The 18,461-nt window shown below is 42.1% G+C and carries 20 protein-coding genes and 1 tRNA gene; 8 read left to right on the top strand and 13 right to left on the bottom strand.

Translation table 11 applies throughout. The features are described from left to right. Positions 1-7: 7 nt before the first annotated feature. Positions 8-460 carry a hypothetical protein gene (locus SOO65_RS18785; protein WP_321394102.1) on the bottom strand — a complete coding sequence of 151 codons (453 nt, stop codon included), beginning with the start codon at positions 458-460 and terminating at the stop codon, positions 8-10. Continuing rightward, entirely contained in the window at positions 457-822 is a 366-nt protein-coding gene (locus SOO65_RS18780) for an acyl-CoA thioesterase (protein WP_321394100.1), read from the bottom strand. The genes SOO65_RS18785 and SOO65_RS18780 overlap by 4 nt, the downstream gene beginning before the upstream one ends. 250 nt (positions 823-1,072) lie before the next feature. Here SOO65_RS18780 and SOO65_RS18775 point away from each other — a divergent pair, with 250 nt between their 5' ends. Then, positions 1,073-2,029 (top strand): hypothetical protein, encoded by a 957-nt coding sequence (locus tag SOO65_RS18775; protein ID WP_321394097.1) that lies wholly within the window; start codon positions 1,073-1,075, stop codon positions 2,027-2,029. On the opposite strand, the gene SOO65_RS18770 is transcribed toward SOO65_RS18775, so the two are convergent. Both SOO65_RS18770 and SOO65_RS18765 read right to left on the bottom strand, forming a co-directional pair. After that, positions 1,913-3,256, bottom strand: coding sequence for an ArnT family glycosyltransferase (locus SOO65_RS18770; protein ID WP_321394095.1), 1,344 nt, complete (start codon positions 3,254-3,256; stop codon positions 1,913-1,915). The two genes, SOO65_RS18775 and SOO65_RS18770, sit on opposite strands and share 117 nt — an antisense overlap. Then, positions 3,253-4,254 carry a glycosyltransferase family 2 protein gene (locus SOO65_RS18765; protein WP_321394092.1) on the bottom strand — a complete coding sequence of 334 codons (1,002 nt, stop codon included), beginning with the start codon at positions 4,252-4,254 and terminating at the stop codon, positions 3,253-3,255. The genes SOO65_RS18770 and SOO65_RS18765 overlap by 4 nt, the downstream gene beginning before the upstream one ends. Positions 4,255-4,451: 197 nt before the next feature. On the opposite strand from SOO65_RS18765, the gene SOO65_RS18760 reads away from it, so the two are divergent. From SOO65_RS18760 to SOO65_RS18730, 7 genes are all read left to right on the top strand, one after another. Then, positions 4,452-5,105 (top strand): hypothetical protein, encoded by a 654-nt coding sequence (locus tag SOO65_RS18760; protein WP_321394090.1) that lies wholly within the window; start codon positions 4,452-4,454, stop codon positions 5,103-5,105. Beyond that, positions 5,095-6,480: a sensor histidine kinase gene (locus tag SOO65_RS18755; RefSeq protein WP_321394088.1), complete on the top strand. Its 1,386-nt coding sequence runs from the start codon at positions 5,095-5,097 to the stop codon at positions 6,478-6,480. The genes SOO65_RS18760 and SOO65_RS18755 overlap by 11 nt, the downstream gene beginning before the upstream one ends. Continuing rightward, complete coding sequence (locus tag SOO65_RS18750) at positions 6,461-7,834, top strand: response regulator (RefSeq protein ID WP_321394080.1); 1,374 nt, start codon at positions 6,461-6,463, stop codon at positions 7,832-7,834. Before SOO65_RS18755 ends, SOO65_RS18750 begins: the two co-directional genes overlap by 20 nt. Beyond that, positions 7,834-8,049, top strand: coding sequence for a hypothetical protein (locus SOO65_RS18745; RefSeq protein WP_321394077.1), 216 nt, complete (start codon positions 7,834-7,836; stop codon positions 8,047-8,049). Before SOO65_RS18750 ends, SOO65_RS18745 begins: the two co-directional genes overlap by 1 nt. Then, positions 8,039-8,740 (top strand): response regulator, encoded by a 702-nt coding sequence (locus SOO65_RS18740; protein WP_321394075.1) that lies wholly within the window; start codon positions 8,039-8,041, stop codon positions 8,738-8,740. Before SOO65_RS18745 ends, SOO65_RS18740 begins: the two co-directional genes overlap by 11 nt. A 125-nt stretch (positions 8,741-8,865) precedes the next feature. Further along, on the top strand, positions 8,866-9,327 hold the full coding sequence (locus tag SOO65_RS18735) for a hypothetical protein (protein WP_321394072.1): 462 nt from the start codon (positions 8,866-8,868) through the stop codon (positions 9,325-9,327). Between the two features lie 94 nt (positions 9,328-9,421). Then, entirely contained in the window at positions 9,422-11,380 is a 1,959-nt protein-coding gene (locus SOO65_RS18730) for a sensor histidine kinase (RefSeq protein ID WP_321394070.1), read from the top strand. Here SOO65_RS18730 and SOO65_RS18725 read toward each other — a convergent pair. The 9 genes from SOO65_RS18725 to SOO65_RS18685 all read right to left on the bottom strand — a co-directional run bounded on the left by SOO65_RS18725 (position 11,375) and on the right by SOO65_RS18685 (position 18,435). Continuing rightward, positions 11,375-12,289: a hypothetical protein gene (locus SOO65_RS18725; protein ID WP_321394067.1), complete on the bottom strand. Its 915-nt coding sequence runs from the start codon at positions 12,287-12,289 to the stop codon at positions 11,375-11,377. The genes SOO65_RS18730 and SOO65_RS18725 overlap by 6 nt on opposite strands. 54 nt (positions 12,290-12,343) lie before the next feature. After that, positions 12,344-12,868, bottom strand: a complete 525-nt coding sequence (locus SOO65_RS18720; RefSeq protein ID WP_321394064.1) for a hypothetical protein — start codon at positions 12,866-12,868, stop codon at positions 12,344-12,346. An 18-nt stretch (positions 12,869-12,886) separates the two neighbouring features. After that, positions 12,887-14,269 carry a di-heme oxidoreductase family protein gene (locus tag SOO65_RS18715; protein WP_321394062.1) on the bottom strand — a complete coding sequence of 461 codons (1,383 nt, stop codon included), beginning with the start codon at positions 14,267-14,269 and terminating at the stop codon, positions 12,887-12,889. A 3-nt stretch (positions 14,270-14,272) separates the two neighbouring features. Then, a complete protein-coding gene (locus SOO65_RS18710) occupies positions 14,273-15,367 on the bottom strand; it encodes an imelysin family protein (protein ID WP_321394060.1) in 1,095 nt (364 codons plus the stop codon). A gap of 133 nt (positions 15,368-15,500) precedes the next feature. Beyond that, on the bottom strand, positions 15,501-15,845 hold the full coding sequence (locus SOO65_RS18705) for a hypothetical protein (RefSeq protein ID WP_321394053.1): 345 nt from the start codon (positions 15,843-15,845) through the stop codon (positions 15,501-15,503). A gap of 126 nt (positions 15,846-15,971) precedes the next feature. Then, complete coding sequence (locus SOO65_RS18700; protein ID WP_321394050.1) at positions 15,972-17,414, bottom strand: PAS domain-containing protein; 1,443 nt, start codon at positions 17,412-17,414, stop codon at positions 15,972-15,974. A gap of 87 nt (positions 17,415-17,501) precedes the next feature. Further along, a complete protein-coding gene (locus SOO65_RS18695) occupies positions 17,502-17,852 on the bottom strand; it encodes a VOC family protein (protein WP_321394047.1) in 351 nt (116 codons plus the stop codon). A 16-nt stretch (positions 17,853-17,868) separates the two neighbouring features. Continuing rightward, a complete protein-coding gene (locus tag SOO65_RS18690; RefSeq protein WP_321394045.1) occupies positions 17,869-18,270 on the bottom strand; it encodes a GNAT family N-acetyltransferase in 402 nt (133 codons plus the stop codon). An 87-nt stretch (positions 18,271-18,357) separates the two neighbouring features. Next, a tRNA-Glu gene (locus SOO65_RS18685) sits at positions 18,358-18,435 on the bottom strand. Between the last annotated feature and the right edge of the window lie 26 nt (positions 18,436-18,461).

Here is an 18,461-nt window from a genome sequence, read left to right as displayed (position 1 = left end):
TCGGACATTATTTGATGCAAAGAAAGGCCGGCTTGATTTCCCAGGCCGGCTCACATTGGCTCAGCCACTCGCCCTTATAGTAATGAGCATATCCGTAAAACCAGGTGATTTTCTGAATCTTATTTGAGATTGGAAACTCATCTGGAAATACTTCTGGAATGGCATTGTCCACACTGTAACACCAGCCATAACTTCTCATTTCATAATCACTGATCACTTCCATGGCATCCATTCCGATTGGTGTATTGAATGCCGTATTTAGTCCTCTGGCATTTCCTGCATGAGGTGCTCTGAATCTTTCAAGAGTCGCAATCGTGAGTTCGCCTACTGATTTAGCAGGTGTGCTCTTTACTTGCGAAGAAAGAACCGGTTTGTGACTACATGGTCCCAGGAATTCAATCGTCAAAGCTTGCGCTTCTGATGTGAGAAGTGCAGTTAATAATAGAAAAACCTTTTTCATTTCTTTCTCCCAATGGCGACTAAAACAAAACTCCCATGGAGCGCTAGTTCGCGTTTATCTGAATACATATCTTCTTTATAGACATCGACACTGACTTCAATGCTGGTGTTTCCAACTTTTGTGATCTGTGCATCCAGCTCCACCAAGCTTCCGGCCGGAATAGGAACTTTAAAGTTCACTTTGTCAGAACTCACCGTCACAACTTTTTCACGACTAAAGCGAGTGGCCGCGATAAACGCGACTTCATCCATCCATTGCAGGGCCGTGCCTCCAAAGAGTGTGTCGTAATGATTGGTTTCGCCAGGAAAGACCGCTTTGAAAACGCGAGTGCGTGCGGCCAATTTTCTTTCTTCGAGATGCATGATTCCTCCACGGGATAATTGATTGCTTGAGAGGGATCGGACTTCCTAGTTAAAGGTCACCGTAGCGGGACTGTGCCGGAGTTTCACCGGGCTTCACCTGTTCAAGTAGGCGCGTTATACCGAAATCGTTGTCATTTTGTCTCCATAACATGTGGTTTCTTGAGTGATTCTCTGAAATAATCTTGCATCGCCTTTACATCACGAGAAAAATCTTTATTTTAGATTAAGGTTTTTTAATTAGGGGACATACATGTCGAAAATTATTGGATTGTTAGTTTTAATCGCTATCCCAACAATGGGAATGGCGCAGGCCACAAAAACAGAAAAGAAAGAAAAAGAAGCAGAGCAAACGATCACGAAGCCTGCTGAAGCAAAGCCAGATGAGGCGGACCAGGTTATCACTAACCGTCGTCTTCGTGCAGATGCTGGTTCACTATCTAAGTGGAGTGCATCTATGTACTTCAACTATCAGGGTGGTTCACTAGCTAACCCAACTCAGCCTGAGCGTCCAAATATTACGAATGGTAAAGATGCCCTTACACTTCAAAGTTTAGCGGGTGAACTTGGTGTTAGATACCGTCTTACTGCTCTAGACAGTATTACAGCGTCTACAGGTTTCTTCATGACAACTCCATTCCATGATGAAATTGATACAGACAACCCTGCTCTTAAAAAGAACTTCGATGATAACAGCCAAGAACTTAACTTCGCTGACCCATTTTTGAAGTATGTTCACTTAGATCGCGTTTTTGGCATGCAATCAGTGACAACACTTAAGCCAACTTGGATCACAAACAATCAGCAAACTGATCTTGGTTACAAAGCTTCGTACTTCCTTTCACAAGTTTTCATGAAAGACTACGGCACGACTGGATTCTCTTACGGTCTAGCGTTCCAGGGTACTTGGTATGATTTCAGCGAGAACAATAAGAACACGTCACATAACGTAATCGGACTCTATCCAGCTGCTGAATACGTTATCAACGATACATTTAACCTAAGAACTGTATTTGGTTGGCAGGTTTATGAGCAGTACCGTACTCAAGAAACTGGGACATGGACTAAACGTAAAGTTTACCAGTCAGTTGGTCTAGGTATCTCTGTTACTCGTGATATTTTCCTTTATCCGAACATTCAGTTCATTCCAAGCGATATTCGTCTGGATAGAACGAACATCGCAATTAGCGCGAACATCAATCTCTTCTAAGATCCTGGGCCCCGTGAAAACGGGGCCTTTTTTTATCCAGCCCGCCATTGATATTGGTATGAACCAAACATCAAATGGAATCCGATATCTCACTTCGCTTTTAAAAACATACACACATAAAAATATAGAAAGAACGGGAAGTCCCCAAACCACGAACTCACGTAGTCTGTCTGGATCATTGAAAGAAGAAACTGCAAAAAGCGCCAGACCCGTAATGAAAAGAATCGCCATGGCCTGTTCATATAAACGTGCGAGTTCTGAAAACGACATCTGATTCATGGGCCAGCTCGTGTTGCCCATAAATAGGAAGGGGATGGCCTCCAAAGATTGAAGGAGAACCAATGGTCTTTCCTGTATGCACTTAAGACCCTGCTTCATGAAGTAAGAAGAATTAGAAAATGGTTGTCCCCATTTCTTCTCTTGGAAAAGACCCATTTGAAAATACACCGGAGAAAGGAATGAATATCCCACAGAGTCGCGGTTATTTTTGATTGGGCATTTTCCTTCAATAAAATTGAGACCTCCTGTGGAGGAGGAGAGTTGAAACTTACCGATTGTGTTATAGGCAAGAACACCATGAAGACAAACGCCCGCCATGAAGATGGCACTGATTGTGATGATATTAGGCACTGCCTTCCAGCGTTTAATGGCGAACAAACCCAAGATGAATAAAGGCATGAGGAAGACGTGCGTGCCTTTGAGCCAAAAGGCGAGGAGAAAGGAGAGTGACCAAGCTACTGCATACTTTGTGGTGCCATTTTCGCTATAAACGAGCCGATAACTAAACCATGCTAGAAGTGACATGAGAAAAGTAAAAATGGTCTCAGGCAGAGCGAGATTAATAAAAACAATCCACGGAAGATAGAGGGCGACAAAGAATAGTGTGATTAACCCAACTTTTTTACCGAAGGCCTCGGTGGCAGTTTTGAATATTGGCCAGACAGTTAAGAAAGAAATGATCCCCTGAAAATAGGCAAGTGCCTTTCCCCAATTCTCAAAATTCTTTTTAAAGAAAACGATAACGAAGGAATAACCAATGGACTGAAAGAAGTGCATGGCATTCCATTCACCATTTATCATCATGTCGGCCTTGACCGTATACTCTCTCATATCAGACCAGATCTGATCCTCTAAAGGCCTCCCCATCATAAGAAAAGCAATACGGACCGCCAGGGCCAGAACTAAGAGAGACAATACCGTGATGTCATATCTTTTCTCAGATGTCATTGGAGCTCATTTTGAATGTTGGGGAAGCTGGTCGCCATGGCAAGTGTCTCAAGCTTGTCACCTTGGGTATCGACCGTGGCGTCCTTACTTTCTTGAATAAAAAACAGTGGTCTTCTTTTTGTTTCCGTAAATGTGCGCCCTACATATTCACCTACAACTCCCACGCAAATGAGCTGCACGCAACTGAGAAGCAAGATCACTGTCATCAAGCTGGTCCAGCCAGGAATGTTTTTTGAAAAGACCCAGCCATATAGAGTGTAGGCGAGGGCAAGTAAGGCCATAAATGATGTGAGAACTCCCACGAGGATAATGAGACGAAGAGGCTTTAAAGAGAATCCAGTAACAGCATCCAATGAGAAGTTAATCATCTTCATTAATGGATACTTCGTTGTTCCTGCAAATCTCGCGTGACGATCGTAAGGCAATGCCGTTTGCTTGAATCCAAGCCAGGCAATGAGACCCCTCGTAAATCGATGCGATTCACTTAAAGATTGATAGGCCATCAGGACCTTACGATTCATGAGACGAAAATCGCCAGTGTCCTTAGGAATCTCAATGTCTGCTAAGAGTGAAAGAAAGCGATAGAAAAGGTGAGCTGAGGTCTTCTTGAAATAGGTTTCACCGGCCCTATGTTTTCTCTGACCATAAACAACATCAAAGCCATCATACATTTTATCCAGCATAGGTGTTAAAAGTTCTGGTGGATCTTGAAGATCAGAGTCGATGATGAAGATGAAATCTCCTCTCGCACTTAGGAGACCTGCCGTCAGCGCGGATTGATGCCCAAAATTTCGAGAGAGTTTGAATCCTCTTACGTTTGAATCTAATCTTTGGAGTGAACAGATGACTTCCCATGTGCGGTCTTTTGAACCATCATCTACGAGAATGATTTCATAGAATGTTGCTCGAGTCTCTTGAACCGCTTTTACCACTCGGTGATAAAACTCCTTGAGACCTTCTTCTTCATTAAAACAAGGGGCCACGACTGATAGAAACATAATCCACCTCTGATTTAAGGAGATGGACGTTAACTTGAATGCGGGTAGCTCTTCAAAATAAGATGGTCATTAGATTTTCTGAGACTATTAAGAAGTGTTTAAGAAAGTGGCTTGTTTCTTTGTCGTTTTTTAACAGATAAAATTTCCGCAAATTTCTCTAAATAGCTGATATTCGTCATCTTTTCTATAATTAGAATTTGTCTAATCTCCTTAAGGTTAACTTTAGTTTGGCCTCTCCGATCAGGCTCAATATGAAGCAATACGCGTTTCTAACATTCTTTGTTTTAAGCATCTTGGGGGGGATTCACTCCCTCATGACTTATTCAGGCAAGGCCGGTGCACAGACGCCTGCTGAAGGTCACTGGCCCGCAAGTTCAAAACTATCTTCTTCGAAAAATCCTCATCTCGTTATGTTTCTTCACCCAGGCTGTTCTTGTTCAAAAGCAAGTCTTGCTGAGCTTGGCCGACTTTTGGCGGAGGCCCCTGAGCTTTCTGCACAATTAGTTTTCATGCGAACACCTAAGCTTGAAAAACTATTCGTTGAGAATCCACTAATCTCAAAGGCAAAAACTCTTCCCCGTACTGAAATTGTTTTTGATGAGCATGGTGAAGAGGCAAAGATCTTTGGCGCTGAAACTTCCGGTCATTCATATTTTTATAACGAAAAATCGGAACTGATCTTTAATGGCGGACTCACAATGGCCCGAGGTCATGAGGGCGCGAGTGTAGGGAAGGAAAGTATTCTTTCATACTTCAAAGGTAAGAAGAGCACACAAAACACACTGGTCTTCGGTTGCGACATTTTTGGAAAATTAAAGACACTGTCCATGGTAGGAAAATATGTTGATTAATGAGAGAGCAAAAGAACTCTTTACTGAAATGCTGAATAAGAGTGCGGCCGACACTGATAAACTTTTTGCAAGATTAATGATCTTTCAATGGCTCGCCTGTGTTGTCATTGCTTATTTCGTTTCTCCGGAGACCTGGAACGGAGAAGAATCATCTGTTCACGTTCATGTTTGGGCCGCCATTTTTATAGGTGGAGCAATCAGTGCTTTCACTGGGGCCCTGGCGCATTTTTATCCATCAGAAAAAATTACTCGTCATTTAATTGCTGTCGCCCAGATGTGTATGTCTATTTTGATCATTCATGTATCAGGTGGACGAATTGAGAGCCATTTCCATATTTTTGGTTCTTTGGCCTTTCTGGCCTTTTACTATGACCCGCAAGTTCTTATTACGGCCTCTTTGATCACTGCTGCCGACCACTATCTACGTGGAGTTTATTGGCCCATGTCTGCCTATGGTGAACTAACTGTGGGAACATGGCGCTGGTTAGAACACGGTGCTTGGGTAATTTTTGAAGACGTTTTTCTTATTTATTCTTGTCTTCGTTCCCAAAAAGGTTTGGCGGAAATTTCCAATCGTCAGGCCTCTTTAGAGCTCATTAATTCAGAAATCGAGGCCCAGATTGTGGCAAGAACTGCTGAACTTGAAGCTCAACGTGAGCGCACCCTTGAAGGTGAGAAGATGGCGGCCCTGGGTGAAATGGCCGCGGGGATGGCCCATGAGATTAATAATCCAGTTTCAGTTATTCAGCTGACCTCAGAACAACTTCAGGATGTTTTATCAGACGAGAATCCTGATATTGAGATGAGCCGTGAAATGGCGAAGAACATCCAGATGACGGTCGGCCGAATCGGGAAAATTGTACGATCACTAAAAAGTTTTGCACGTGATGGTGAAACGGATCCCATGGTTGAAACACCGGTCAATCAGATCATTGAGGAAACTTTGGTTCTTTGTAACGAGAAATTCAGAAACCGCGGTGTACACCTCAGATATGAGAAATTCCCGGATCAGTTGAAACTGAGCTGTCGTTCAGTTCAAATCTCACAGATTATTTTAAATCTTCTTCAAAACGCCCTGGATGCAGTTGAAGTGCTTCCTGAAAAATGGGTTGAAATTACTTTCGCGGAAGATTCAGAGAGCACTCGAATCATGGTTACTGATAGTGGTGGTGGTATCCCTGAACACATCAGAGAAAAAATCCTTCAACCTTTCTTCACAACAAAAGAGGTGGGTAAAGGGACGGGTCTTGGTCTCAGTATTTCTAAAGGCATTATGGATGCCCACCATGGCGAACTTTCAATTGATACAAAATGTTCAAATACACGCTTCATTTTAAATTTTAAAAGGGATTCCTATGGAACCAAAGTCGCCTAAAACGGTCTTACTGGTAGATGACGATCCTATTTTCTTAAAAGGTATGATGTATACCATTAAGCAATTGGGCCATGAGTGCGTGATGGCCACTGGAGGAAGAGAGGCGGCAGAAAAGCTGAAAACAATTTCAGTGGATGCCATCGTCTCAGATATCAATATGCCAAACGGAAATGGACTTCAACTTCTGAATCATGTGAAGAAGGTGAGGCCTACTCCGGTCATCCTTATGACTGGTTTAAGTGACCTTAAAGAGGCCCAAACTGCGATTGATATGGGAGCCCGCTCATTTCTCTCTAAACCATTTAAAAAGGCCGAACTATCAAATGCCCTTCAGAGCTGCTTTGAAAAGACCGAAGCCCCCGTCGAGAAACAAGAAGAGGAAATGATTAAGCTTCACCTGGAAGAGTTTCTTCAGGGCCAGAAGATGAGTTTCAACATTTTTATGAAACGTAATGACTTCATGGTTAAGATCTCTAACGGTGGTGAAAATCTAAGTCCTGAGAGCATTCATTCATACCGGGAGACTGGGATTGAAGTCCTGTATGTCGCAAAAAAAGATTTCCTCGAGTATCTCGGACTTAAAGATTTCCCTACTACAAACGTAGATCAGAAGAAAAAGGCCGCCATTATTGAAGAGGCCCATCATGCAATTGAAAAGCTGTCTTATCTTAGACCATTAAATCGTGAGGCCGCTCAAAGGGCCATTTGGTTAGTGGACCTGACTTTGGAGATTTTGACCGCTAATAACGACATGATCGATATTTTGGAAAGAATGCGCATTAATTATCCAGAGATCTATTTCAGAAGCATTCACGTCGCCACTCTTTCTTCATTGATGGGTCAATACCGTGGTTCAACGACGACGAGAGAGCACTTCATTCTTATTTGTAGCGGCCTTTTACATCGCATTGGTTTGATGGATACGCATCTCGCCGCCTATCGTGATTCAATTGAAGAGCTTTCACTTGAAGATCGTAGTGTTTATGAAACACATCCTGAAAGAGCGATCAAAGATCTTTCTAAAATCGCTCATTTCCCAGATGAGGTGTTGCTTTTGATTGAACAACAACACGAGAATTTCATTGGAACAGGATTTCCCAATAAACTGACCTCTCACTTTATTCATCCTTTGGCCCGAGTACTTACAGTCTCTTCTAGTTTCATGACTGAACTTTTATCGCGTCCACTGACAATTGAAGCGGCATTTGGACTCTTAGATGAGTTTTCAGTTAACTCTATTGGGACCTACGATATGAAATCAATCGAAAGTCTTTTTATGGTGTTCAATCACAGTATTCCTCAGGCCTTTGTGGAATATCAGTTAACTCAAATCTTAGCACCGGTGGAGGCTTAGTGGCCGATCAGAAGAGAGAAAGAGAATTTATCCATGCTTTGGCGTCGCCATTGGCCGGAATTGAAATGATTTTAGAGTCAGTGATGGATGATATCCAGGACAAGGGTGAAGATCCAGAAGGTTATGGAGAAAGAGTAAGAGAGGCCCTAAATGGTCTGGAAAAATTGAAAATATTGTTGAAGGAACGACGCGAGGAGGTTCTCAGTGACAAATAACACGATTCTAGTGGTAGATGATGAAGAACTTCTTCGAAATGCACTTGTTTTCCAATTTAAACGCGAAGGTTTCAATGTGCTTTCTGCGAGTAATGGGAAAGAGGCCTTTGAGATTATTAAGACCAATAAAATTGATGCTGTTGTTTCAGATATTCAAATGCCCGGTGGAAACGGAATTGAGTTGTTAAAAGACGTTAAAAACTACGATGTGGAAATTCCGGTTTTAGTTTTTATCACTGCCTTCGCTGATCTCACCGAAGCAGATGCTTATGATATGGGTGCAAATGCGATCTTCTCAAAGCCGTTTGATCGAAAGGCCCTCGTTAAATGTATTAAAGATGCTGTTACTCACAAAGGTCGTACCTGGAAGGTTCCTTCCGGCGAGGCCGCCGAACTTAAAACATTATCAGGCAAAAATGTGGCCGCGGTGGGAAGAGGGGGCGTTTTTGTTTCGCTGGATGAGCCGAACTACTCGACTGGTGAACAATTAATGGTCTCTCTTTCTGCTCAAATCGGAACTGAGACAGTTGAACTGAAAGGAAAAGCACAGGTCAGATGGACTCGTACTCAGGCCGCCGATGGTCCGACTGGTGTAGGGCTTGAGTTCCTTCATCTGGAGCCGGACAGTATCCCGGCTTACGATCGATGGCTGGATAGTCATTCGGTAAGACCTTATATTCCTAAAAAGTAGTTAAACCAAAGGCCGTCTAAAACTTTGACGGCCTTTGTATTCATTTCCAGTCTCAATGAAATAAATCTAGGTCTGGTCTAGAATCCTCCAAAGTCCCTATTACAAGTAAACCTCTGGAGGGTTTCATGAAAAAGATCATCTCTTTTGTTCTAGTTCTTTCAGTTGTTCTATCTTCACTTTCTGCTTTCGCTCAATCTCGTCGTGATGACCGTCGTGACGATCGTAAAGATGGTGGTACAGTAGTTCTTCGTGATGGTCGTTCAATCGTTAGAATTGAAGTAGGTGATGATCGTGATGACCGCGATACACTTATGCGCGTTCGTCGTCTGGAGCAAGCTGTTCGTGACCTTCAGGATAAGGTCTATGAGCTTCAAGCTAATTCGGCCCCTAGAACTCGTATCGTAACAACTCACGTATGTTCAGTAACAACGAATTTTGATGGAACTTTCGTGGGTAAGGCCTCTACAAGAGTTGAAGCCGAGGCCCTTGCCCGTCAAAAGTGTCAGAACCAGCGCGTAGCTTTCTGTACAAATGCAAACGTTACGCCAGCAAGATGTGAAGTTGTTCAGGAAGAAGTAGCATACTAATTTTTAAGTGACATGATCCTTTATAAGGCCACCTCAGGGTGGCCTTTCTATTTATTAAGATGACATTTACAAATTGGAGATTGAAAATCAGGGAATGATAAAATCCCGTTCATTGATGCTAACAACAATGGTGGCCTCCTTAGCAACTTTTGCTTTGGGGATTCATTTCATCGAAAACAACAGTTATCTAATGAACGTATGGACGGATTTCTTTTGGTCCAGTTCCAGCCTCATTTGCGCGATCAGATGTTTTAAGACTTCCGGGAAGATGGAAGTTCATTCTTTAAAGCAATCATGGAAATGGTTGGGTATTGGAGCGTCCTCATGGACCATTGGAATGGTCATCTGGAGCTGGAGACAATTAGTTGAAAACGTCGTGGTACCTTTTCCGGACATATCCACTTATTTCTTCCTGGCCTTAGTTCCTTGTATCGTCACAGCATTGATTCACTACTGTTGGAATGTTTCCCATAAAGAAAATAAACTTACAACTTTGGCCGATATCGGAATCAGCTTATGCGTGATCTCTTTTGTCTGCATTATTCTGTTTTACCGTCCCATTCTGGAATATCAAGGTTCTAAATTTTATCTGATCATGGTTTTGGCCTATCCATGTTTGTACATTACATCCCTGTTCTTTGCGACCTTACAAATTTGGGAGTCTCGCCCAATCAATAAGCTCTCGTACACTTTGCTTATGGTTGGTCTGGCTTGTTTGGCAGGAGTTAATATTGCTTATGCCTATGGTCTTCTTAATCGCTTTTATGAGCCAGGCCATATGCTTGATGTTTTATGGTCTGTGGGATTTTACTTCTTCTTTTGGGCCGCTGCTGAGGAGGAACAGCAGAGTAAAACTAAAACACCTAGCTCGCCTTCGCTTTTAAAACCAAATCTCGTAAGAGCACTATTCCCCGGATTGACCTTATTATTTGTCATTATCGCGGCCTATACCTATCAATCAGGATTCAAAGGCATTGAAACCCTAATGCTTCTGATTGTTGTTATTTTTACGATGTTGATTGGTTTAAGGGCCTGGATTTCACAAAATGCTCAGTTCAATCTTCAAACGATTTCGGAGCAAAATTCTAAGAAACTAGATGCGGTCATTCAGCAGATGCCGGCGGGACTGGTGATCATTGATACGGACTCCGGAAAAGTAGTATTTTGTAACAATCAGGCCGAAGATATTTTGAAGGGGGATCTTTCCCATTTATCCGAACTCACTAAGGACGGGGAAGAAGTGGATCTGAACCTGGCCAATGATCAAAAGATCACGGTGCTGAGGCAGATTTCAAAGGTTGAAACTAAATTTAAAGAGCGCTTTAGCGTACTGACTTTCATCGATATCACAGAGAAAAAACAAGTCTATGAAGAGATGAAAAGAGTCGCCCAAATTCGGGAGGATTTTTTACTCTTAGTTTCACACGAACTTAAGACTCCTTTGACGACCTTGAAACTTGGTATGCAGTTCGTACAGAAGAAGACAACTGACGAAAGTATGAAAAAGGTCATTCAGCCTTGCTTGGAAGAGATCAGACGTTTTGAAAACCTCACGAACGACCTCATCGATATTTCAAATATCGATGCCGGTAGACTCTCGTTGGATCCTGAAAAAATCAATCTCAAAGAAGTGGTGAGCAATGTGCTTTCGCGCTTTGAGTTTGAATTGACCTCTAAAAAATACGAATTAGTCTTCAAACGAATGGAAGATGTTTCTGGTCAATGGGACCAACTTCGAATCGAGCAAGTCATTATCAACCTTTTGAATAATGCAATTAAGTACGGTGGACAGAAACCGATTGAGGTTTCAGTCTATAAAGATCGAGGAGACGCTGTCTTCAGTATCCGTGATCATGGTCCAGGTGTGACTGCTGAAGAAAAAGAAAGGATCTTCAACAAATTTGAAAGGGCCTCTTCTACGAAACACTTTGGAGGATTTGGTATTGGTCTCTTCGTTTCCAAAACAATTGTGAATGCCCATAAGGGAACAATCGCCGTTGATACTGCTGATGGTGGGGGAGCGGTTTTTACTGTGAGATTACCAATTCTATAGCTTTAGAAAATTCGCTTTCCACTTCTCTGCAAAGTTTTGAGCTTCAGCATCTGAAAAGCCAACAATCGGATGAAAGTGAACACTGAGTCCGAGTTTACCGTTCACCATGATGGCCGTACCAGCAACTGGTGCCATCTTCGCCACACTCAACTGACCAAAGGTCCACCATTCATCAGCTCCAACTCCAGGAATTGTCCATTCACCTAAATTTGTCAGTGTTCCTGTTCTTCTGAAAACCAAATGAGTGTACTTGGCGACATACTTAAAAAGAAATTTCCCCAGGATCTGAGGAAGCGCCATAGTCAAAATGGTTCCCCAGTAACTGAGATTCTTCAATTGTTCCCTAGAAGCGCTTTGTACATCTGATAGAGTCGAATTATTTCCAATTTCAATATCAATGAATGAGACCCGATTCTTGGGAGGCGTCTCTCTCGATATCGTTGTATACATACCAACTGGAGTCATCCAGACCCGATCTGGTTTTGGATTGCTGATATACTCTCGACTGGTGAGATCTAGAGCGAATAATAGTTTGGTGTTAGTTGAGAAAGTTTGGTCGCTTGCCTTGAAATTATCGATTAATACTTTTCCATTTGCATTTTGAGTGCGTCCCTTCGAAGCAACTTTCCAGGTCGGCGGCATGAAAGGGTAGTGGCGGATATACCACTTTGCCAGTTCAATTAACCTCTTACTCATTGATGGTTTGGGTTTTACAAGGAGAGTTGGCGCCTGAAACCCTTCCGCAGGATATCTTCGCGCAAGTTCAGTCATAATAGATACACCATCATGATTCACATGATCGAATTTAATGGCCTCAATCAGCTCAGAACCTCTCATACGGTTGATTTCGAGGGTCGTGTCTGTACCTGTGGCCTTAAAGCACTCAAAGTAAGTTTGGATATAGTCCATGGTTTAATTAGAGCATAAGACTAAAAAATAGGCCCAGTAAACTGGGCCTAATTTTTATTCAGTGTATCTGCGGTCAAAAACCACTCTTACATTTCCATTTTCACAAACGTCATTGGGAGTGTCTTTTATAATTTGAACAGCAATGTAGCGAATTCCACGCTTCGATGGCTCATAGGCAACTGAAGCTAGTTCAGTGTCCAGAAAGCTTTGGGTCTCTTTACAGCCTTCTTCCATGCCTTCAGCTGTCACAACCAAAGAATGAGTGAAGTCCAAGGTCTTAGTCGCGCGATTACGGTCTAAGTAAATGCCATAAATGCACTGCTGTCCTTCAGTTCCTGGATAAACAGCTTCGAATAAGAACTTATTAAGGTCTTTATCCGCCGCGAGCTGTTTGAATTCAATGCTGCGAGATTTGAATGTTTCAGGCGCAGATACATATTTGGAAGTAAATATTCCGCAATCATATCCGGCAGTACGAGCTCTATGAGTCATCCCTTCCGGAAGTTTAAATGTTTCGGTCCAAGTTTGGGCCATGAGAGTTGTTGAAGCGAAGAGAGTTAAGATCGCCAGGGTTTTCATGTTGGGTTCTCCAGGTATTTATAAACTATTTAAAAACATTATTAAGTCCGATCTTTCAGAGTTCGTTAGTTCCAAAAAAGCTTCCTTCGATTTTTGGGCCTCTCCACCATGCCACAATATGGCCTCTTCAAGGTTTCTCGCTCGTCCATCGTGAAGATAACGAGTATGTCCATTCACAGTCTGAGTTAGCCCCAGACCCCAAAGCGGAGGTGTTCGCCATTCTCGAGTGGTGGCAAGATCTTCATTTGTTACTTCATCTTTATCATCCGCGAGAGCATCTCCCATGTCATGAAGGAGAAGATCGGTATAAGGATAAATCTTCTGATTTTTGAGAATCTCCAGATTTGAGTTCGTGCCAGTGGTGTAGCTCGGAGTATGACAGCCAATACAATTGATTTTATAAAAAGTACTGCGTCCTCGTTGAACTTCTGGTTTTGAGAAATCACGACGAACGGGCACTGAGAGAAGTTGCGTATAAACAGTAACATTGTTTAATCGAGCATCATCAATATCTAGTTCAGTGTGATTCTTTAAGCAGTCTGTCTGAGTTTCAGTACAGTCTTCATCTGGATGCAAGCTACTGGTAATTCCAATATCACCATTAAAAGCAGCAGCATTCTGATCATTCAGAGTTGCTTTACCGGCCTTCCATCCAAATCGACCTAGTTTTTGTGACTGATGAGTTGCCGAATAGACATAGTTTGCTCGACCAGAAATTCCATCTCCATCCATGTCGTAAGGATCCTCTTTTCTAAGGATGTCTTGTTCAGAGATGGTTTCCAAAAGTCCAAGACCGCTCATTTGAGGAGCAACACGAGGAGAGCGAACGGTGTTTTCGCCTAACGGGCCGAAGTTTAATTTAATAAAATCGTAAACCGGTTTTAGAAGCTCAGCAAAGAATCCATCTGGATATTGAATTCTGATTGTTTCATATCGAACAACTACTTCGCCTTCGCCTGGCACTCCCATAATCCCTTGGGGCTGAAACTGGCCGCCATAAATGGGATGCGGAATGATGCCTTCATTCAACGTTTTGATTCTTAAACGGAATAGAAGTGAAACATCGACTTTGCCTTCCGTCTCAGGAAGACCACGTCCGCGACCATCTTTGAAGTGACAAGAGCTACAAGAAACAGCGTTATAGATCGGACCCAAACCATCTCTGACTGTTGTTGAAGAGGGCGAGGCGACCCAAACGGTGTTAAAGAAACTATTACCAAGAGTGAACTCACGACGTTCTCTACTTTGTGTTCCACTCATCGGATGACTATAGGCCTGAACTGATAAGTCAGAAGTTGTACCCGTTCCTCCAGGAAATTCTTCCGAGGCATCTAATTCAGGTGCGACCTCCGCATAAGCAGAAGTTGCTAACGCTAGAAGAAGTATAAGTAGTGACTTCATAAATTAGTAGTCAACTGGTGCTTTAAGCATCTTAGAAACAGTCGCAAGATCTCTGGCAAGGGCCTCGAGTTCTTCGACAGAATTTAAAATAATCGCGCGTCCTTCATCATTTGCGATGGCCTGGTCAAAAGGAACAGGGATTGTGGCGAGAAGTGAGTGCAGCGAAGTCATGCGCTCTTCAATTCTTAGAGCAATGGCTGAACCTTTTACTTCTGGCTGGTTAAGAAGATTCGTTGCTTTGATAACATTTTCAATTCCCCAGTAGTTCCACTGGATATCCATATGAGTCATATCAGAGAAGCACGAGTGCTCATCTTCCTGACCTTGAGTATCGTAGGCCACATACATTCTTTCACCTGAAAGCTCATCTCCCGCCATGAAGATTACACCGGAAAGAAGATTTTTAAGAGCAACAGTATCTTTCTGACTTTCAAAATCCTTACGGAAGTTTTCTTCACCGACACGCCACTCCTCTTCTAGAGAGGCCAGGTGATCAACCAGCATATCTGCGATGGTATTAAGATAAACAGCTCTACGAGCGGCATTAGGAGCATCTACATAATCTGTATATGAACGCTGACCTGGACCATCTGTATAGAAGTCCTGGCCCCAAAGAAGGAACTCGATCGCGTGATAACCAGTAGAGATGTTCTTTTCTCCATCTAGTTCGTTTAGCGATTCAAGAAGCTCTTTTGTGATCTCGGGAAATTCAGACGTGTTATTGATGATCCCAGCGTTTGGTGCGCCTTTCACATAATCAATATAGGCCTCATCTAATGGCCAAGAGTTAAGAAGTCCCTCTGGGCCTCCATCACGATCGATTGGTCCGTTATAGAAACGGAAAACTTCGGTTTGACCATAGGCCTCCCGAGCGTATTTCCAAGTTTCTTTCGCCACGGTTTGAGTCATGAGCGATGGAGTTTCAGTGAAAGCATAAAGGGCCTTCTGAAGCAAGACTCCACGTCTAAGCGTTTCCGCATACGAAGAGTGAACATGTTCACTGTATGACTGAATACTTTCTTTTAAAGTGGTTTGAGCAAATGAAGGAGCCGAGAGAACGAGAGAGAGCGAGAGCACAAGGTTCTTTGAACTAATCATAAAATCCTCTGTTGGTGATAAAGAACACAAGTTTGATACCACAAACAAGTCGAACTCTTCAAAGGATTTATATGTACCTAAGTGCTTAAAAGGACTCAGGGCCATCTAAAGATGGCCCCTTAAAATCTTTTAATTATTCAGCAGAAGAGCAATCAACAGATTCAACTGAGTAGTAACCCCAGTCTTGCTCTGTGTGATCATACATATCAGCATAGCTAGATTTAACTTTAACGTTATAGCCGATATTGTTTTGAACACCACGAAGTACAGTCACGTAGTAAACGTCACGGATACCTTGGTCTACACGAACAACTTTTTCAAATTTAGAGATAAGATCTAGGCCAAGCATCTTTCCGCAGTTCTTCTCAATCGCTTTTTCGATTTTAGCGATGTGACGAGCTTCGTAGCCAGTGTGGCGTAGAGAAGCAAAAGATACTGTTGAAGTAAGAGCGAATACTGCAGCGATTAGAAGTTTCATAAAATCTCCTTTGGGTTGAATGCCCGGAGATTAATCGAGAGTGGGAAAAAACTAAAGTTAGGGTCTTGTTAAGAGGATTATAGCGCTCCATTACTGATTATTTATGTAAACACCCTGTAAATACTACTAGGCACAAGAGTGAAAGAGAGGAGGGTAGAAATCCTCTTCTCGTTTCTTAGAGAGGATTCCATCTACCCTTATGGCTTCACCTTTTTTATTTCGAATCGCTTTCACTCGGAAGAAAAAATCAGAAGTGAGAGTTTGATATTCATTCAGTAATGAGTCTTTCAAAAAAAATTCGAAGTCTAATTCATCAAAACCATCTAGTGATTCTAAAAATGTAGTTAAAGAAGGAGCTTGTTCAGAAGGCGCATTCATAAGATGAACAGTTTTATGATCTAACTTCATTAGTTGCGATTTAAAGTCATAACTCCAACAACCGATTTCACTTTCCATCTTTAGTAACTCAAGCTGGTTTTGAAGAATTTGATTCTCCTCCTGAATGCGTTTGAAATTAGTGATTTCAAAACGAAACGAAAGTATCTCTTTCAAGACACCTTCATTATCACGAATAGGAATGATGATCGTGTCGACCCAATAATGACTTCCGTCCTTGGCCTGGTTTTTTATCTCTCCTCGCCAGTTTTTTCCACTCTGAATACATTCCCACATCTCTTTGAAAAAAGATTTAGGATGGTGTCCACTATTAAGAAGTCGATGATCTTGTCCTAGTAGTTCTTCATGTGAGTATTTTGAGATTCGGCAAAAGGCCTCATTCGCATGAATGATTCTTCCCCGTGCATCAGTTCTGGCCACGATGGAGAATTGATCAAGGCCCTTTTCAAAACTAGAAAGTTCAACATTACTAGAAAGCTGGGCGATTTCTTTGATCGTTTCTTTGGTCACGTCCTGGAGGATGCCTTTCAAAACGAAGTTTTTGTCAGATAAAGAATCTTTTCTACCGCTTAATTTGATCCATTTGAGATTGCCCGTTTTATCAGTGTACTGAAAGGTAAAATCAAACTCATCTTGCTGGCGAATCTTTTCTCTGAACTGCTTAACATCGTTTAGAGAGAAGAAGTTATTCATGTCCTTTACCAATGGCTTATAGGTGAGAGGATCGAGCCCAAAAATCTCGAAGATTTTAAGGCTCCAGTTTATTTCTTTGCGAACACTGTCATACTCCCAGTGCCCAAGATTATAGCTATCGCTAATTTGATCCAGGATAGAAAAGATATGTCTTCTCTGAGTGATATCTTTAAGTGTGCACCAATAATGATTTTTGTTCTGAATGCGGCGGATTTTCAGATTGAGCCAATAATTCTGCCCATTAAAATCGGTGAAGCGACATTCTGTTAAATGGAGTTCTGAGTTTTTAGAGTTCTTAAAGAAAGACCAAATTTTATTTTTACTCTCATCATGAATTAAATCCAAAAAAGAGATGCCTTGTTTAGGGCCAACGCTAAAAAGGTTCTTCCAATTTGCGTTCACATCATGGATTTTTCCCTGTTCGTCTAAAATACAAATAAGGTCATTAGTAAAACTGAGGAAATGTTGAATAGGTGTCATATGTTAGGCTCCGAATCTGAAGAACTTCTCGGTGATTTCGGAATTCCCTAGCTGACCTACATCATGTTTTTTAAAAAAAATCGGAAATTACTTATGGGAAAGTATATTCACCAATTTTCCAAAAGGATCGCGTACGAAAAATCGACGAACACCCCAAGGCTCATCAGTGATGTCGTATTCGATTTTAAATTTCCCTTTTTTCATTCTCTTATATGCTTCTTCCACATCATCAACTTCTATAGAAAGATCTGGAACGGGAGTGCCTGATCCACCTTCTTCCATAAAACTTATTTGAACCATCGACTTAGAATTAGATCCATAGGTGCAAATCCAATCCATATCCATCAAAACTTCCAGACCTAGGGCCTTTTCATAGAAGCGTTTTGCATCTTTGGTCTTTTTAGTCTGAATGTTGGCAACGATACGTTTGACCTTCATAAAATCGTCCTCTTTATTACCGCGAACGGGGTAAAACAAACATGTCATGATAATCTTTAAAACCAATGGCCCTATAAAAGTCTTTTGCCACCTCAGAAGAATGAACCATGAGTGAAACTTCATCTCCAAGTGTTTGCTTTATTTTCTCAACTAGATTTCTTCCAATGCCTTGTCCCTGATATTCGGGATCCACGGCCAGCTGAGAAATATGTCCCACCCAGGAAAAATCTGAAATTGCATTGGAATAACCTATTAGGCGATTATTGTGCCAGGCAGTTACAATGACCGCGCTGCCTTTCATAGAGCGTGAAATGCGACCTATTGTTTTATTAGGCTTTAAAATGCCGGCTCTTTGAAAGAGTTCAAAGACATCGTGAGGATCGAGATCTGTAGGATTGATGACATAATCAATGTTCATGAAGTAAGACTATCAGATTTACTTTCGCTGGCGGAAGTGAAGGCAAAAAAAAAGCCCCGCATACGCAGGGCTTTCTTTTTATAAACTTGGTACTCCCAAGGGGATTCGAACCCCTGTTACCGCCGTGAAAAGGCGATGTCCTAGACCGGGCTAGACGATGGGAGCGTAACCGGAATGTGCTCTTTAATTTT

This window comes from Peredibacter starrii (genome assembly GCF_034259205.1).
Lineage (GTDB): Bacteria > Bdellovibrionota > Bacteriovoracia > Bacteriovoracales > Bacteriovoracaceae > Peredibacter > Peredibacter starrii.
This window is presented reverse-complemented; position numbering and strand designations above follow the sequence as displayed.

Bases quoted from the DNA above. Each gene is read 5' to 3' on its own strand.
- SOO65_RS18785 (WP_321394102.1), bottom strand. From the start codon at position 460: ATGAAAAAGGTTTTTCTATTATTAACTGCACTTCTCACATCAGAAGCG.
- SOO65_RS18780 (WP_321394100.1), bottom strand. From the start codon at position 822: ATGCATCTCGAAGAAAGAAAATTGGCCGCACGCACTCGCGTTTTCAAA.
- SOO65_RS18775 (WP_321394097.1), top strand. From the start codon at position 1,073: ATGTCGAAAATTATTGGATTGTTAGTTTTAATCGCTATCCCAACAATG.
- SOO65_RS18770 (WP_321394095.1), bottom strand. From the start codon at position 3,256: ATGACATCTGAGAAAAGATATGACATCACGGTATTGTCTCTCTTAGTT.
- SOO65_RS18765 (WP_321394092.1), bottom strand. From the start codon at position 4,254: ATGTTTCTATCAGTCGTGGCCCCTTGTTTTAATGAAGAAGAAGGTCTC.
- SOO65_RS18755 (WP_321394088.1), top strand. From the start codon at position 5,095: ATGTTGATTAATGAGAGAGCAAAAGAACTCTTTACTGAAATGCTGAAT.
- SOO65_RS18750 (WP_321394080.1), top strand. From the start codon at position 6,461: ATGGAACCAAAGTCGCCTAAAACGGTCTTACTGGTAGATGACGATCCT.
- SOO65_RS18735 (WP_321394072.1), top strand. From the start codon at position 8,866: ATGAAAAAGATCATCTCTTTTGTTCTAGTTCTTTCAGTTGTTCTATCT.
- SOO65_RS18730 (WP_321394070.1), top strand. From the start codon at position 9,422: ATGATAAAATCCCGTTCATTGATGCTAACAACAATGGTGGCCTCCTTA.
- SOO65_RS18725 (WP_321394067.1), bottom strand. From the start codon at position 12,289: ATGGACTATATCCAAACTTACTTTGAGTGCTTTAAGGCCACAGGTACA.
- SOO65_RS18720 (WP_321394064.1), bottom strand. From the start codon at position 12,868: ATGAAAACCCTGGCGATCTTAACTCTCTTCGCTTCAACAACTCTCATG.
- SOO65_RS18715 (WP_321394062.1), bottom strand. From the start codon at position 14,269: ATGAAGTCACTACTTATACTTCTTCTAGCGTTAGCAACTTCTGCTTAT.
- SOO65_RS18710 (WP_321394060.1), bottom strand. From the start codon at position 15,367: ATGATTAGTTCAAAGAACCTTGTGCTCTCGCTCTCTCTCGTTCTCTCG.
- SOO65_RS18705 (WP_321394053.1), bottom strand. From the start codon at position 15,845: ATGAAACTTCTAATCGCTGCAGTATTCGCTCTTACTTCAACAGTATCT.
- SOO65_RS18700 (WP_321394050.1), bottom strand. From the start codon at position 17,414: ATGACACCTATTCAACATTTCCTCAGTTTTACTAATGACCTTATTTGT.
- SOO65_RS18695 (WP_321394047.1), bottom strand. From the start codon at position 17,852: ATGAAGGTCAAACGTATCGTTGCCAACATTCAGACTAAAAAGACCAAA.
- SOO65_RS18690 (WP_321394045.1), bottom strand. From the start codon at position 18,270: ATGAACATTGATTATGTCATCAATCCTACAGATCTCGATCCTCACGAT.